Source organism: Kribbella caucasensis (assembly GCF_004361855.1).
GTDB classification, from domain to species: Bacteria; Actinomycetota; Actinomycetes; order Propionibacteriales; family Kribbellaceae; genus Kribbella; species Kribbella caucasensis.
Map to the genome: position 1 here is coordinate 260,408 of NZ_SNWQ01000003.1, position 15,589 is coordinate 275,996.

13 protein-coding genes and 1 pseudogene are annotated in these 15,589 nt (G+C 65.9%); 10 read left to right on the plus strand and 4 right to left on the minus strand.

What is annotated here, in order from left to right; translation table 11 throughout:
- Positions 1–155: 155 nt before the first annotated feature.
- The 4 genes from EV643_RS08575 to EV643_RS08590 all read right to left on the minus strand — a co-directional run bounded on the left by EV643_RS08575 (position 156) and on the right by EV643_RS08590 (position 2,715).
- Complete coding sequence (locus tag EV643_RS08575) at positions 156–542, minus strand: nuclear transport factor 2 family protein (protein WP_133799448.1); 387 nt, start codon at positions 540–542, stop codon at positions 156–158.
- A 51-nt stretch (positions 543–593) separates the two neighbouring features.
- Positions 594–1,628, minus strand: coding sequence for an aldo/keto reductase (locus tag EV643_RS08580; RefSeq protein WP_133799449.1), 1,035 nt, complete (start codon positions 1,626–1,628; stop codon positions 594–596).
- Positions 1,628–1,846: a hypothetical protein gene (locus tag EV643_RS46860; protein WP_202869449.1), complete on the minus strand. Its 219-nt coding sequence runs from the start codon at positions 1,844–1,846 to the stop codon at positions 1,628–1,630. Before EV643_RS46860 ends, EV643_RS08580 begins: the two co-directional genes overlap by 1 nt.
- A 248-nt stretch (positions 1,847–2,094) precedes the next feature.
- Entirely contained in the window at positions 2,095–2,715 is a 621-nt protein-coding gene (locus EV643_RS08590; RefSeq protein ID WP_133799450.1) for a TetR/AcrR family transcriptional regulator, read from the minus strand.
- 136 nt (positions 2,716–2,851) lie between these two features.
- Here EV643_RS08590 and EV643_RS08595 point away from each other — a divergent pair, with 136 nt between their 5' ends.
- The 10 genes and pseudogenes from EV643_RS08595 (at position 2,852) to EV643_RS08635 (ending at position 15,474) form a co-directional block, all read left to right on the plus strand.
- Positions 2,852–3,880, plus strand: a complete 1,029-nt coding sequence (locus EV643_RS08595; RefSeq protein WP_238165454.1) for a Gfo/Idh/MocA family protein — start codon at positions 2,852–2,854, stop codon at positions 3,878–3,880.
- A complete protein-coding gene (locus tag EV643_RS08600) occupies positions 3,877–4,674 on the plus strand; it encodes a hypothetical protein (protein WP_133799452.1) in 798 nt (265 codons plus the stop codon). Before EV643_RS08595 ends, EV643_RS08600 begins: the two co-directional genes overlap by 4 nt.
- Entirely contained in the window at positions 4,671–5,987 is a 1,317-nt protein-coding gene (locus tag EV643_RS08605) for an ABC transporter substrate-binding protein (RefSeq protein ID WP_133799453.1), read from the plus strand. The genes EV643_RS08600 and EV643_RS08605 overlap by 4 nt, the downstream gene beginning before the upstream one ends.
- Positions 5,984–6,943: a carbohydrate ABC transporter permease gene (locus tag EV643_RS08610; protein WP_133799454.1), complete on the plus strand. Its 960-nt coding sequence runs from the start codon at positions 5,984–5,986 to the stop codon at positions 6,941–6,943. Before EV643_RS08605 ends, EV643_RS08610 begins: the two co-directional genes overlap by 4 nt.
- Positions 6,940–7,779 (plus strand): carbohydrate ABC transporter permease, encoded by an 840-nt coding sequence (locus EV643_RS08615; RefSeq protein WP_133799455.1) that lies wholly within the window; start codon positions 6,940–6,942, stop codon positions 7,777–7,779. Before EV643_RS08610 ends, EV643_RS08615 begins: the two co-directional genes overlap by 4 nt.
- 663 nt (positions 7,780–8,442) lie before the next feature.
- A complete protein-coding gene (locus EV643_RS08620) occupies positions 8,443–10,836 on the plus strand; it encodes a GH116 family glycosyl-hydrolase (RefSeq protein WP_255512948.1) in 2,394 nt (797 codons plus the stop codon).
- Between the two features lie 515 nt (positions 10,837–11,351).
- Positions 11,352–11,711: a helix-turn-helix domain-containing protein gene (locus EV643_RS44725; RefSeq protein ID WP_202869450.1), complete on the plus strand. Its 360-nt coding sequence runs from the start codon at positions 11,352–11,354 to the stop codon at positions 11,709–11,711.
- The gene (locus EV643_RS08625; RefSeq protein WP_202869451.1) at positions 11,600–12,382 is read left to right on the plus strand and encodes an IS630 family transposase; all 783 of its coding nucleotides are present in this window, start codon (positions 11,600–11,602) and stop codon (positions 12,380–12,382) included. Before EV643_RS44725 ends, EV643_RS08625 begins: the two co-directional genes overlap by 112 nt.
- An 836-nt stretch (positions 12,383–13,218) precedes the next feature.
- Positions 13,219–14,537 (plus strand): annotated as a pseudogene (locus tag EV643_RS08630) (ISL3 family transposase).
- A 418-nt stretch (positions 14,538–14,955) separates the two neighbouring features.
- Complete coding sequence (locus tag EV643_RS08635; protein WP_133799457.1) at positions 14,956–15,474, plus strand: hypothetical protein; 519 nt, start codon at positions 14,956–14,958, stop codon at positions 15,472–15,474.
- The last annotated feature ends 115 nt before the right edge of the window (positions 15,475–15,589 follow it).

The window sequence follows — 15,589 nt, forward strand, 5'->3', positions numbered from 1 at the left end:
CGAACTCTCGAGCTCAAGGCATCAATGCCGGGCCCCTAGATCACGCTCCCAGCGATCAGACTAGTTGACGGCCTCCCGGCACCAAGCGAGCACGACGTCGGCGGGCAACCACCCCCATTTTCACGCCAGACGGGCGTCCCGCAAGGACACGAAGACTAGTTGAGGAAGGGATCGACGGGGGCGTTGTCGACGTAGATGCGTTGGTCGGTGAACTTGCCGTCGACGAGGGTGAAGATCGAGCAGGCGTTGATCTTGATGACGGTGTCGTCGTGGAAGCGCCAGATGCTGGTGACCTCGAAGATGACCACCCCATCGTCTTCCTGCCAGACGTTGATCAGCGGGTGGGCCAGCGACGTGACTTTGCCGAGCAGGGTCGTCATTCGGTCCAGCATGGCGTCCCGCCCGTTGATGGTCGGGGCGTTGGCGAAGGTCAACGAGACGTCATCGGCATAGAAGGAGCCGAGCCGGTCGAAGTCCTTGGCCTCCATGGCGTCGAAGTAGTCGGTCAGGAGGTCGATGGTGGCCTGGTCGGCTCGAGGCATCGCAGGTTCCTTTGCTGGTGTTGAAGGGCTGGGCTACTCGTCGAGCAGGGCTCAGGAGGCCGAGCCGGTCGTGGTGGATGGCCGTGCCGGGCCGTCGCCGGCGCGGTGCTCAAAGGCCGCGGGTTCGGCGGCCAACGCGGTCAGGGCGTCCAGCTGGGCCGGTTCGAGCTCGACGTCGGCCGCGGTGGCGTTGACGCGGAGTTCGTCGGCAGTCTCGGCGCCGACGATCGCGGAGGCCACCGCCGGGCGGGACAGCAGCCAGGCCAGCGACACCTGGTACGGCTTCAGGCCCCACTCGCGGCTCAATCGCTCGGCCTCCCGGGCCAGGGCGATCTCGGCCTCACTGAACCCCGCCGCCCCAAAGCGCTGGTCGCCGGAGACCTCCCGGTCGAGAACGGCCAGGTCCGCGAGCAGACCGCCGTGCAGCGGCGCGTACGGCACGATCGACAGCCCGAAGTGATCACAGGCGGGTCCGAGCTCTCGTTCGGCGGTCCGGTCGATGAGGTTGTACTTCACCTGGGCCGCGACGGGTGCGTTCAGCCGGCGATCGTCGGCGATCCAGAGGGCCTGGGTGACCTGCCAGGCGGGATGGTTGGACAGGCCGACGTAGCGGATCTTGCCCTGCCGAATGAGGTCGTCATAGACGGCGAGGGTCTGCTCCAACGGCGTGTCCGGGTCGGGATCGTGGGCGTAGTAGAGGTCGATGTAGTCGGTCTGCAGACGCCGGAGGCTGGTCTCGACCTGGCGGATGATGTGGCGGCGTGACAGCCCCCGGTCGTTGATGTCGTGTCCGACGATTCCGTTGGATTTGGAGGCGATCACCATCTGGTCGCGGCGGTTGCGGAGGGCGTGGCCGAGGATCTGCTCGGCGGGTTCACGGTCGGCGGCGGCGGGGGCGCCGGGCCGGTCGAAGACCGGCATGTTGCCGTATACGTCAGCGGTGTCGACGAAGTTGACGCCCAAGTCGATGGCAGCGCCGACGACCCGGTCGGCGTCCTGCGCAGTGGGGGCGACCCCGAACGTGGCGGTGCCCAGACAGATCCGGGACACCTTCACACCGGTCGTGCCGAGGACGGAGTACTTCATCAGCGGTTTCCTTGTCTCTGGTGGTGGGTGGCGCGGCTAGCGGGCGGCGTAGCCGCCGTCGACGGGGAGGGCGGACCGATGATGAAACTGGCGTCCGGGCTGCACAGCCACAGCACAGCGGCGGCGATTTCCCTCGGGTTCGCCGAGCCGGTTGATGGGCTGGTCGCCAGCGCCTGATCGAGGTCGAGCTCGCCGGTGGCGAGCATGTCAGTGACCATCGGGGTGGCGATGGTGCCGGGGCAGACGGCCGGCGACAGGGCCGCGGAAGGCCGTAGGCCACGCTACGCGGCGAAGGTCCTGCCGGCGGCAAGTGTCAGCGGGGAGATCGCCATGACCGTTCTCACCGCAGGGTCTTGCGGTCCTGCAGGTCCTGAGGCTCGGCAGCCACGTACGACGGTTCCGGGCGCGGTGAGCAGCTGGTCCCATTGCGGAGGAGGTATCCATCGTCGCGGTGACGCTCTGGGGATCAACGCTTCTGCCAGCGGGCGATTGCTTGCTCCACGTGGGTTTCGACCAAGCCGCGGAGGTCAATTTCAGCGCCGAGTAACCACTGCAACTCGAGGCCGTCGAGGACGGCGGTCAGGATTCGGATCTCGGCTTCGATCTGATCGTCGGTGAGAGCGGCGATCTCGCCGTCCTCGACGGCTTCGCGCAGCTTGCCGGTCCAGACCCGGAAGCCGTTGGTGTAGCGCCGGCGGATGAAATCGCGGGCCGGATGGCTGGGGTTCGTCGCCTCCGCGGCGATCGTGATGAACAGTTCGAGCAGGCCGCGGTGGTGGACGTGGAAGTCCATCAGGTCAGGCATTTGCCGGAAGAACGCGAGACCACGCGGGCTCTCCAGCATCGGCGACCGCTTGGTCTGCTCCGTCCAGTCGTCGAGGACCGCGGCGAGCAGGCCTTCCTTGCTGCCGAAGTACTGGATCAGGGTCGCGTGCGAGGCGCCGACCCGTTGGGCGATGCTCCGCAGCGAGCCGCCGACGAACCCGAGCTCACCGAAGACCTCGGAAGCGGCCTTCACGATGTGCTCGCGCCGCTTGATGCCCCTGCGGTACGGCCCACGGATCACCGGCGTCGTCTCTGCTTCCACGAATCCTCCCAGGCTCTTGCTGTCGAACCATTGACGAAACCGTACCACGCGGTTACGTTTGCCGTAATCTGACCGAGTGGTCGGGTTTCGCTCTGGTGAGGAGCCGTGTATGCAGTCCACTCTCGGAGTCGGTTTCGTGGGTTCGGGCCCGGTGACGCAGGCGATTCACCTGCCGACCTTGGCGCGGCTGACCGATGACTTCACCGTCCGCCATGTCAATGACATCGACGCGACACTGGCCGGGACCGTCGCGGCACGCGTCGGTGCGGCGCATTCGACGTCGCTCGCCGCGCTGCTCGACGATCCGCTGGTCGACGTCGTTGCGGTCTGTAGTCCGCACGCTTTTCATGCGGAGCACGTGATCGCAGCGTGCCGGGCCGGCAAGAAGGCAGTGCTGTGCGAGAAGCCGCTGGCGATGTCGGCCGACGAGGGCGCCGCCATCGCAGCAGTCTCTGTGGATACCGGCGTGCCCGTTCTGGTGGGCGCGATGCACACCTTCGATCTGGGGTGGCGGGCCGCAACCGCGAACTGGGGTGACCTGCCGGCTGCCAGCCACACGATTCGGTCGTCGATCGTCTTGCCACCGAACGCGCGCTTCGAGGACCTGGCGACGGAGGTACTCGCCCGCCCCGCCTTCCCCACAGTGGATGTCTCCGACGTGCAGGTACGCGCCAACATGGTCCACGCAGGTGTGATGGGCCTGGCGATTCACGACCTCCCATTGATCCGGAGTTTGCTCCCTCGTCACGATGATCTGCGGGTCATCAGCGCGTCGTTCGTGACGCCCTTCGGGTACCGGATCCTGATGGTTGTCGGCGGCAAGGTTGTGGAACTGCATGCGGCGATGTCGCAGACCTGGCAGCCGAGCTGGGTACTCGATGCCTATGCCGATGACCTAGTGCTGCACACCGAGTTCACCCCGTCGTACGTGCACGCGGGCTCTGCGGTCAGCACCTTGACCACCGCCGAGTCGGCGCGGGTGTTCGGCCCGAGTGCCTCCAACGGCTACGAAGCCGAGTGGCTGGAGCTTGCGGCCATCGTGCGTGGCGAGGACGCGCCGCCTGACTTGGATGGAGTGGTCGACGACCTGCGCTTTGCCGTCGCGGTGGCCGATGCCGCTGCCGACGCCGTCCGCGCGGCCGTCAAGGCGGAGGCGGCCGCATGAGCGCTGTGCAATCCGCACTGGCGACGCTGCCGATTTCGTTTCCGGATCCGGCAAACGTCAAGATCGTCGACGGGTCGAGCGGCTGGCCCGCTGACGTTCGGCGAGCGTTGGATTCGGGTGCTACCGCGGTTGTCGTCCTGCACCCGCGGCCCACCGAGTTCGCCGACCTCCTGGCCGCGGCTGCGCCGGTGATCGTCGATTCACGTTGGGCCTCCAATCCGGTGATCGACAGTGCCGCGCCGGCGTTCCGCGCGGCCGAAAGCAGCCGGGTCGAGTGCCGAGTGATTGTGGAACCCGGGAGCGACTTCGCGAGCGCGCTGCTAGACGAGCTGATGCTGATCCGGGCGCTCCTCGGCCCGGTGCACCAAGCAACGGTCCGGTACCTGTCCGATCATGCGCTGTATGCCGAGGGCTCTACGGACGATGGTCTCGCAGTGGACTTCAGCGTCGTGTGCACCTCCGCCGTACCCGCCTCGGCAACCGTCCGCCTGCTGACCTCCGACGGGAGCGTCGAGCTCACGATTCCCTCCGGCGACACGGCACAGCCCGCCCGGCTCATCACCGTCGGGCCCGATGGCGCAGTACTGGCGCCCACCCTGTACGAGACCGGCCATCGTGCGGCGCTGCGGCGACTGCACGGCACCGCCCCGGCCGATCGACTCACCGATCTGCGGGACCTGTACGACGACGTGCAGGTCGTACTGGCCGCTTTTCGGAACAATCCGCGGCGCAGGCACGAGCCTGACCGCGTCTCCACCGATTCGATCGACCTCACGGAAGGAACGCAGCCATGAATCGAGGAAAAGTCACTCGCCGAGGGTTCCTGGGGCTGGCCGGGGCGGCGATCGCGGCACCGGCGCTGGCGGCGTGCAACGTCTCCGGCAACAGTGGCGGGAGCAAGGCCGGCGATGCGTCCGGCGAGCTCAAGTTCTGGGACATGCCGTGGGGCGCCCCCCAGTACAACGTGCTGGGCAAGAAGATCGTCGACGGCTACACCCCGGCACAGGGCTTCGGCAAGGCCAGTTACCAGATCATCCAGTGGAACGGCTTCTACCAGACGTTCTCGTCGGCGATCGCCTCCAAGACCGGGCCCGCGGTCAGCTCCGGCGCCGGGTTCCAGGCGTTCCAGTTCGCCGAGCAGGGCCAGATCGCGTACGCCGACAACTTCATCGAGGCGCTGAAGAAGGACGGCACGTACGACGACTTCCTGCCTGGCGTCATCGACACGATGAAGACCGACAAGGGGTACGTCGCCGTACCGTGGCAGACCGATGTCCGCCCCTTCTGGTACAACAAGGCGCTGCTCGACCAGGCCGGCGCCAAGGTGCCGACCACCTGGGACGAGCTGCTCACGGCCGGCCAGGCGTTGAAGAAGATCGGCGTCTCCGGCTTTGCCACCGGCTCCGGCACCGGCAACAGCTTCGGCGTCCAGGCCATGGTGGCCATGATGATCAACAATGGCGGCGGCCTGTTCGATGCCGACGGCAAGCCGGACTGCGTGACCGACGCCAACATCCAGGCAATGGAGTTCGTCAAGCAGCTCGCGAACGAGGGCATCATCGACAAGGGTGCGGTGTCGTACACCGTCGAGAACCTCGACGGCCAGTGGAACACCAAGAAGGCCGCCATCGGCATCCACACGCCAGGCCTGGCTGATCGGGCCGCGAAGGTAGCCGACGACCTGCTGGTCGCGGCCCCGCTGAAGAGCCCGAGCGGGACCGCGGCCGGGCTGTTCTACGTGAACAACCTGATGATGTACACCAACACCCCGTCGCAGGAGGCCTCGGAGGCGTTCCTGAAGTACTACCTGGGCCAGCTCCACACCTATTGGGAGAACCCGGTGGGCATGGCGGTGCCGGTGCTGAAGTCGATCACCACCGCCGACTACTACACCAAGGACCCGAACCAGGTGGCGATCGTGGAGAAGTGGATACCGGTGTGCAAGACCTTCGCGGCCACCGGAACGCAGTCCTTTGCCGCCCTGGCCGCAGTGGACGGCGGCCAGGCACTGGTCCAATTCACGCAGACCATGCTGCAGGGCAAGACCGATCCCAAGGCCGCTCTCACCACCCTGCAGCGCGGTCTGGAAGGTGTCGTCAGGCGATGACGCGGCCAACCAGCTTGGAGCAGACTTCCCCACCGGGGACCGTGCCGGCCGGCCGGGCAGCCACAACCGCGGAATCGCTGCATCGTCCGCGGATCAGCCGCACGGCGGTCACGATGATCCTGCTGGCCGCCCCCTGTGTCGTGCTCTTGCTGCTGATCAACGCGTACCCGCTTGTCGTCGCGGCGTCCCAGTCGGTCCGCGACGGTACACTGATCGTGACCGGCGATTTCGTTGGACTCGGCAACTATGCGGACGTACTGACCAGCCCGCGATTCTGGAGCGCCGCCCGGTTCACGCTGATCTTCACGATTGGCGGTGTCTTCGGCAGCTGGCTCGTCGGCCTGGGCCTCGCACTGTTGCTGCGGACCAAGATCCCCGGCAGGACCGCTTTCAAGGTACTTCTGATGCTGCCTTGGGTCGTGCCGATCGTCGTGTCCTCAACAGCCTGGAACTGGCTTGTCGGTACGCCGACCAGCCCGATCCCGACCCTGGTCGCGCAGCTCGGCTTGGGCGAGGTGCACTTTCTCGCCGACCCCACACTGGCGGCTGTCACGGTGTGCGTGTTCAAGGTGTGGGTCAGCTTCCCCTTCATGATGCTGATGACGTCGGCGGCCCTCGCCGCGGTCGACACCACGGTCTACGAAGCCGCAGGGATCGACGGCGCCTCGAGGAGGCAGCAATTCGTCCACATCACGCTGCCGCTGATCTCCAGGACGACGTACATCTCCTGGATCCTGATGACGATCTTCTGTGTCAACGACTTCCCGACCATCTACCTCCTTACCGGCGGCGGACCTGTCGACGCCACCTCCTCGCTGGTCGTGCTGGCGTACCGCACCGTCTTCCAAGACCTGCAGACCGGTCCCGGCGTCGCGATCGCGTTCCTGATGACGCTCGTCCTGGTCATCGTCTCCACTGCGCTCTACCGCCAGATCCGAAAGGTGGACATCGCATGAGCTTGATCGCCTCCCGTGAGATCACCTCACGCGAGCCCGGCACCCGCGGCCAGTGGTGGCGCTTCGCCGTCCTGGTCATCGTCACGCTCGTCGTCCTGGTCCCGGTGTTCGCCACGCTCCTGCTGTCGCTCCGCCCGTCCGGGGCGAGCGGATTATTGACATTCGACAATTTCCGCAACGTCTTCGCGAACACCGACGTGCGGATCTGGCTCGCCAACAGCCTGGGCGTCACGCTAGCCACGGTCCTGGTGTCCGTGATTGTCGCCGCGCCGGCCGGCTACGTCCTGTCCCGCGGACGCAGCAAAGCGGTCTCGGGCCTGTCTCTGCTGCTGTTCGTGATCCAGTCACTGCCGGTCATCACCGCGATCATCCCGCTCTTCGTGCTGTTCGCCCGCCTCGGACTCACCGACAACCTCATCGGCCTGGTCATCGTGTACGTCGCCAGCACAATGTCGGTGGCGACCTGGATGATGGCGGCATACTTCGACTCGATCCCGCACGCCCTCGAGGAAGCCGCCTGGGTCGACGGCTGCTCGGTGTTCGGCTCGTTCGCCAAGATCGTGCTGCGCAACTCGCTGCCAGGCATCCTGTCCACCGCGATCTTCGCGTTCTTGCTCGCCTGGAACGACTACCTGGTCGCACTCGTCTTCCTGCGGTCCAGCTCGATCTTCACGCTCCCGATCGGAATGCAGACCTTCTTCCAGCAGAACGCCGTCGACTGGGGTTCGGTGATGGCGGTCTCGGTCGTGATGCTGCTGCCCCCGGCCGTCGTCTTCGCGGTCCTGAACAAGTACTTCAGCGTCGGCGGCATCGGCGGATCCCTCGCCGGCCGCTGACCACAACCTCCCAAGGAGTCACCTGATGCCGAAGCTCCACGTCGGCCTGAACCCCTGCCCTGGGTCCTGACACCCAACGGCTTCGACCTCACTGAGCCGATCTTCCGCGCCGCCTTCACAGAGATCGCAACCACTCCGTTTGGCGTCGACCAGCAGTCGCTACGCGAGCTAGCCGAGTCCACCGCCTTCGGTGCCGCGGCGCCGGCACCGCACGTCTAGCGGTGAGTCGCGAGGACCCTCCGCACAGGGCGGAGCAGGCCGCTCGCGGATCCGCCGCGAACGCGCTGGCTGTTGATCTCCAGTGCCCATCAACCCCAAAGGCCGTCCTCGGACGCCTTCGGAATGTCCCATCGACAGTGCCGACCGGAAGAGAGCCACATCCCGATGAAAGAGCCGATCTTCTTCAGTAGCCGCAGCGGACGCAAGCGCCTGGCAGCCGTTGCTGTCGCAGCCACCATAGCCGCCGCCGGCACCGCACCAGCCCTAGCGTCGCAGGCGCTCCCGCCCGCCACGCAACCGGCGGGGCACACGGCCCTGGGTGACGCCGCATACCAGCGACCCCTCGGAGTCATTGGAAGCACCCCATGTAGCCCTCACAACTGGCAACGGTGCGCAGGCGACGCCTCCGCACCCGACACCGCGCCGTTCGCGCTCGGCAACCCCATGGCCCAGCCCGGCCTCGGGATTCCGCTCGGTGGACTCGGAGCAGGCTCGTTCATGATCAACCAGGCCGGGACCTTCGGTCCGTGGAACATGGGCGGATCCACAAACTCGAACTACGAGAAGCGCATCCTGCCCCAGGCTGCCATCCACATCCGCGAACAGCAGCAAGGCCGAACCGCCTCGACCAAGACGCTCGCCGTCAACAGCTCCGAGTTCGGGTCCGTCCTCCCTGCCTGGTCGACACTGGACGCTGGGAGCGGGACATACAGCGCGCTCTACCCCTTCGGCCGCATCGACTACGCCGACCCCGTGCCCTCCACATCCGTGTCAACAACGTTCTGGACACCCATCGTGGCCGGCAACGACGAATTCTCCTCGCAACCCGTGGCCTACTTCGAGGTGGAACTCACGAACGAAACGAGCAAGACGACGAAGGTGTCGACCATGTTCACCTTCCCCAACGCTCCAGCTCACGTGGGCAGCACAGTGCAGAACACCCCCAGCTCCGTGCCCAGCGTCCGCACGGGCTACACCAGCCACGAGACCGTGGATCACCGTAACAAGATCACCGGTATCACGCTCGGGGCCTCCAGCCCCACCAACACCGCAGACTCGCAGAACAGCGAGTGGACCACTGCTGTGCGAAGTGAACCCGGACAGCGAGTCACGTACGTAACTTCCTGGAACGCCGACGGCGACGGCTCTGACATCTACACCCCCTTCACTGCAACCGGTCGCCTCCCCAACGCTGCCCTCGACGGCAGCAACTCCGCCAGTGCCCTCGCAGTTGAGATGAACCTGCCAGCTCATCAAACGCAAACCGTTCGCTTCGTCCTGGCCTGGGACTTCCCACAGATCACTTTCGGTACTGCGGGCGACACATCCTGGATGCGGCGCTACACCTCCTTCTACGGAGCCCGTGAAGACGCACAAAACAACTACATCGCGGGCAGCTATCCCGGCAACCAGGGCTTCGCCATCGCTGCGCGGAACCTCGCACGCGTGGACGAGGCAGCGGAAGCGGTGGCACGCTGGTGGAAGCCGGTGGCATTCGATGACACGGTGTCGCCCGCGATCCGCATGGCCGCGCTGAACGAACTCAGTCAGCTCACGTTCAACGGCTCCTTCTGGGAAGCGGGCCTCGTCTCCACTCCACACCAGACCGGAGTACCCCGACCAGGCTCGGCGGTCCCTGGCACCCACCTGTTCCACACGCTCACGGGTGGTGGCTGGGCCGACGCCGGTGAGACCGACGTCCAGGGGCAGATGGCGATCGCCCTGCGCGAGCTGTTTCCTTCCATCGAAGCCGACTGGGTCCGCGCGACCTCCGAGATGATTGCCCAAGACCCAAACGGCCGAGTGCCCGGCAGCCCGGGCTTCAACCCTCCGGTCGAGGGCTATCTCTGGTGGCACTTGAGCGCGCCGTGGCTGCTTTGGGAGACCTCCACCAGCCCAGCCGTACCCGAAACCACCTTCTTCGACCGTCCGGTCAAGTACCTGATCCGTGCCTACGGCGCGTATCGCAGCTCGGGCGACGATTCGCTGTTGCGCGACGCCTACCCGGCGATGCTCCGCCTCTGGACGCACGACGTCCTGCCTCGGATACCGCAGGGAGACACGCTGCCCACGGAGCCGGCCACCTTCGCCAGCACCTACGACGTGATGGGGCAGTCCGGTGGAGTGCACGGCGTCTACAACTCCGGCCTGTACATCCTGGCCGCAGAGATCATGGCAGCCGCTACTGAGGACGCCAGACGGCTCGGGATCCCCGCAGCCTCGGCGGTAGATGTCGACGCCCTCAACCACACGCGGGCCAGTTCCCAGGCCGCGTACGAGGCCGCCTTCTGGACCGGGAGCTACTACAAGTTCACCGACGCAGGCGAGAGGTCCACCGACGTCTTCGTCGACGTGCTGTGGCCTCAGCACGTGGCCGAGCAGCTCGGGCTGGCCGACATCAATCCGCCCGAACGCGTGGCCGCTCACCTGACCAACACCTTCGACCATCTCACGCAGGTGAAGGACTCCACAGGACACATGCTCGGAGCGCCAAACCTCGTCCCGAACGGGGGCAAGCCCTACCCGGTGCTGCCTAACCGGCCCAGGGAACTCGGTTTCCAGGCCGCGGAGGTGTGGACCGGGACGAACTTCGAGTTCGCCGGAACGCTCATCCGGGAAGGCCGACGGCTCGGACGGCCCGACCTGATCGCCGATGGCAACGAGCTCGCGGAGGGTCTGGTGCACCAGATCTACAGCCCGACCGCGGCCGCAGGTGGCGCCTACGCCTTCAACACTCCCGAAGCGTGGAACGGCTACGACACCACGACCTACCGGGCGGCCTACTACGTAAGAGCCCTAGCCGCCTGGGACACGTACGCATCGGCCCGCCGCCAGTGACAGCGCACGCATAAGGAGCATGCACCACCTGAGGACGCAGGGTCAGGCCGTGACCCTGCGCCCTCATCCCGCCATGGGCCGAGGTTCCGCCCACCGCCTGCCGCTGCGTGCGCGGTCTCACCCCAGCGTCGTCAGCACTCGTGAGCGGCCGCCCTTGCGGAAGAGACCGGCCCAACTCCCTCAGGTTCCAGCGAGCGCACGAACACCTCAGGCTGTCGAGCCGTCACCACCTCCGCCAGCAAGCCTTCAGACTCACCACCGGACCGGTCAACCCGACACGATTGCAACCCCGACCTTTCTTGGAAAGGCACTAGTAGCGTGTCGCTGCTTAGGTCTGGGGTGTCTGGTTGGGAGGTTAGAGGTCGGCAGATCTTCCTTCCCCTCTGCCAGACAGGACTGTTGTCGTGGGCTCGCAGGTGAAGCGTCCGGTCAGGTTGGCTGACACGGATCGTGAATGGCTGGTTCGGGTGACCACGACGGGGGTGCATCCGGCCGCGGTGATCAGGCGGGCGCGGGTGCTGCTCGCGCTGGATACCTCGGTGGGTGAGGTCGATTCGCAGGAGGTGATCGCGGCCCGGGTTGGTGTCTCGACCGAGATGCTGCGGCTGGTCGCTCAGCGGTTCGCTGAGACCGGCGGCGATGTGGACGCCACGATCTCGCGCAAGCAGCGGGAGCATCCGCCGGTGCCCTCTCCGGTGACCGGCGAGGTCGAGGCCCGGCTGATCGCGCTGGCGTGCTCGCAGCCACCCAAGGGCTATACACGGTGGTCGCTGCGGTTGCTGGAAAAGCATGTCGCGCTGGTCGAGGACATTCCGGACCTGGATCACTCCACCATCGGGCGGGTGTTAAAAAAACGAGGCTGCGTCCTCATCTGAAGAAGTGCTGGACCATCCCGCCCACGGCGAACGCGCAGTTCGCCGCCGCGATGGAAGACGTTCTCGCGGTCTATGCCCGCCCCCACGACGCTGCCAGGCCGGTGGTGTGCATGGACGAGAAGCCCTACCAGCTCCTCGGCCACGCCCGCGACCCGATCCCCGCCACACCGGGACAGGACCTGAAGGAAGACAGCGAGTACGTCCGCCGCGGCACCTGCTCGATCTTCTGCTGGGTCGAGCCGCTGGCCGGATGGCGGCGCGTCGACGCCCAACCACAGCGAACCAGGACCGACTGGGCCCACCAGGTCGAACGGCTCCTGACCCTCGACTACCCCGACGCCGAGAAGGTGGTGCTGGTGATGGACAACCTCAACACCCACACCATCGGATCGCTCTATGAGGCGTTCGATCCGGCCAAGGCGTTCGCGTTGGCGCAGCGACTCGAGATCCACCACACCCCGAAACACGGCTCCTGGCTCAACATCGCCGAGATCGAACTCTCCGCACTCACCCGCCAATGCCTGGACCGCCGGCTCGACGACCTCGCAGTACTGAACACCGAACTCGCCGCCTGGCAGCAAGCCACCAACACCGCCCAACGTCAGGTCGACTGGCAGTTCACCACCCAAGACGCACGCATCAAACTCCGCCACCTATACCCCAACAATTAGACGCGACGGTCTACTAGATCGCAAACTTGCGCTCTGGCGCCCGGACCAATGTCGGCAGGTCGGCCGCCTCCGCCGTCCTGGTCGCGTTCGTGGTGCGGGTCGTGGTGCGAGATCTGCACAGTCGTCGCACCCGAGGCCGTTCGCACCCGCCGCACCACGCCACAACCCGGAGCCTAGGGCACCAATTAGTGCCTGAAACTGGCTACCCTGCGACCATCACCGCAGGTCAGCGCCGTGTGCCAAGCCGAACCGAGCAGACCTGACCGAAGTCAGGTTTCACGATCTCCGCGCGTGACGTGTCCACTCCCCTAGATCGCAGTCGCCCCGTCGCCCAGCTCCACTACCGCGATGGCTAAAGCCTCTACTGAGCGGACCGCAACCACCGCTGGCATCTCTACGAAGGCACCGAGTCGGCCGCGCGGAGCCGACGGCTCTGCTCGATGAGATTGACCGCGACCCAAGCGGCGTGTTTGGGGCTAAGCATTCGACCGTGCCGCACGTCTGACTCTATTGATGAATCACTATTATGCCTCTTGCGTCGCTGCTCAGTGTCTGGTTCGCAGAAGCCCGTTTACTCGGAGAGCTGGTAATATTGCAGACTCATTCACGATGTGGTTAAATATTGTTATCTATGCCCGCCGAGCATTCGCCAACACCGGATTCCAGAAATTGGAGGTCGCCCGATATGTCGGTCGATATTGGTTTCTCGAGCCTGCGGCGACCCAATCCGGCTCTTCGCAGTTGAGGGTGTAGCGGTGGGCGGGGCGGTGGCCGGGTAGGGGTCGAGGTCTCCCGATGATGGAGGTTCCTACGCCGCCCATCTGGAAGACCTCGACGTGCTTCACGCTACCTTCACCAGCCCTGACCTGACCACGTTCTGCCGCCTTGACGAGCTCGGCCTCGAAGTCGTCGGTCAGCGGCTCGAGCCGGACCGTGCGGTGCTGGCCTGCCGGGTGGTCGAGCCCGACGGGTCAGATGAGCGGTGGTGTCGCCGCTGCGGATGCGAGGGCGTACCCCGCGACACCGTGGTCCGGCGGCTGGCGCACGAGCCGCTCGGCTGGCGTCCCACCACGCTGCTGGTGACGATCCGTCGCTACCGGTGCACCGGGTGCGGGCATGTGTGGCGCCAAGACACCAGCAAGGCCGCCGAACCACGGGCGAAGCTCTCGCGCCGTGGGCTGCGGTGGGCGCTGGAAGGCATCGTGTGTCAGCACTTGACCGTGGCTCGTGTCGCCGAAGGCCTCGCGGTGTCGTGGAACACTGCCAACGACGCGGTCCTTGCCGAAGGCAAGCGCGTCCTCATTGACGATCCCGGCCGGTTCGACGGCGTGAACGTCATCGGCGTGGACGAGCACGTGTGGCGACACACCCGTCGTGGCGACAAGTACGTCACCGTCATCATCGACCTGACCGGGATTCGCGACGGCACCGGACCCGCCCGGCTGCTCGACATGGTCGAGGGCCGCTCCAAGCAGGTCTTCAAGACCTGGCTCGCTGAACGAGCCGAGTCCTGGCGCGACGCCGTGGAGGTCGTGGCGATGGACGGGTTCACCGGCTTCAAGACAGCCACCAGCGAGGAACTGCCCGACGCGATCGCGGTGATGGATCCCTTCCACGTCGTCCGGCTGGCCGGCAACGCCCTGGACCTGTGCGCCGCCGCGTCCAGCAAGCCATCCACGGCCACCGCGGCCGCAAGGACGACCCGCTCTACTCGGCGCGCCGGACGCTGCACACCGGCGCCGATCTCCTCACCGACAAGCAGACGCGACGACTCACCGACCTGTTCGCGACCGACGAGCACGTCGAGATCGAAGCGACCTGGGGGATCTACCAGCGGATGATCGCCGCATACCGCGAACCCGACCGCAGCCACGGCCGGAAGCTGATGCAGCAGCTCATCAACTCGGTCAACCACGGCGTGCCCGCTGCGCTCGTCGAGGTTGTCACGCTGGGCCGGACCCTGAAGAAGCGCGCCGCTGACGTGCTGGCCTACTTCGACCGGCCCGGCACATCCAACGGACCGACCGAGGCCATCAACGGCCGCCTCGAACACCTCCGCGGCTCCGCACTCGGGTTCCGCAACCTGACCAACTACATCGCCAGATCCCTGCTCGAGACCGGCGGCTTCAGGCCGCAACTACACCCTCGATCGTGAAGAGCCTGTATGCCTCGACCAGCGCATCCAGCTCACCCTCCGACAATTGCTTGGCGGTCCGAGGGCGTGCACTCCGCGTCACATTAGGCAACGCAGCGCCCAGCTTCCGGCTCTCCGCGAGCTCGAGCAGCCGCTGGGCCCCGAACGGCGCGTTCAAAAGCGATCCGCTTAGGGGCACCGAATGTTCGTATTTGGAACCTGCGCTGAACCAGAGAGCCCGAGGGAGGCTGCTGCGTCCTTGGTCGTTCCAGCGGCTGCCCTCCATTCCATGACGGCCCATCCGGAGAGGTGACCGCTGGGTCTCGGATGCCGCCCGACGGCTCTGAGCGGTCTCGGCCCGGACTGTTGGTGATGTCTACACCGCAGGTCAAGAAGCCCAGGTGTTGACCGAGCCAAGGATGTTGGCACGATTGAATACATGGGCGGCAGCGCGGACTCCAATGGCGGCAAGGTTCCCGCCGAGCAATACGTCTGGGGTATGTACGCAGAGCACACGACGCAGGGTCGTCACCACGAGGCCCAACGCACAGGCGTAGCCACAATTTCGCTGGCGTTGGGCGCCGCGGTCGCCGGCCTCATCGCAAGCAGTGACTCCAAGTCTCTCAACACTATTCTATCGGCGTTCCTCGTCGTCTTCGGCATATTCGCGGCAGTCTTTGCGGCCAAGCAGGGCGAGCGGGCTCGCATGCACATTCGCATCGCGACCGAGTTCCGAACGGAACTTGAGAACACGAGCCGAACGAAGACTCTCAGCGAGATCCGGAACTTGGGCCGGGATGCCCACACAGAGAATTGGAGCTACAGGACAGGCGACAACCGCCCGAAGTCCGCGCGAGAGGGAGAGGACAAGATTCGACTCTACTGGCTCTTCATTGGACTAAATCTCCTCGTTGCCGCGCTCGGCCTGATCTTGCTCGTTTGGTCCATTTTCATGTAGTTGAGGCGGGTACAAGCTCGATCGGATCTGACGCGCGTTGAGCTTCTCGTCCACCCAACTGCGCACCGACGAGTGGGGCTCCGTCACCATCCGAGACTGGCGACCCGTACGAGGC

Coding starts and splice junctions, on each gene's coding strand:
- EV643_RS08615 (WP_133799455.1), top strand. CDS start 6,940: ATGAGCTTGATCGCCTCCCGTGAGATCACCTCACGCGAGCCCGGCACC.
- EV643_RS08610 (WP_133799454.1), top strand. CDS start 5,984: ATGACGCGGCCAACCAGCTTGGAGCAGACTTCCCCACCGGGGACCGTG.
- EV643_RS08605 (WP_133799453.1), top strand. CDS start 4,671: ATGAATCGAGGAAAAGTCACTCGCCGAGGGTTCCTGGGGCTGGCCGGG.
- EV643_RS08580 (WP_133799449.1), bottom strand. CDS start 1,628: ATGAAGTACTCCGTCCTCGGCACGACCGGTGTGAAGGTGTCCCGGATC.
- EV643_RS08600 (WP_133799452.1), top strand. CDS start 3,877: ATGAGCGCTGTGCAATCCGCACTGGCGACGCTGCCGATTTCGTTTCCG.
- EV643_RS08620 (WP_255512948.1), top strand. CDS start 8,443: ATGGCCCAGCCCGGCCTCGGGATTCCGCTCGGTGGACTCGGAGCAGGC.
- EV643_RS08575 (WP_133799448.1), bottom strand. CDS start 542: ATGCCTCGAGCCGACCAGGCCACCATCGACCTCCTGACCGACTACTTC.
- EV643_RS08635 (WP_133799457.1), top strand. CDS start 14,956: ATGGGCGGCAGCGCGGACTCCAATGGCGGCAAGGTTCCCGCCGAGCAA.
- EV643_RS46860 (WP_202869449.1), bottom strand. CDS start 1,846: ATGGTCACTGACATGCTCGCCACCGGCGAGCTCGACCTCGATCAGGCG.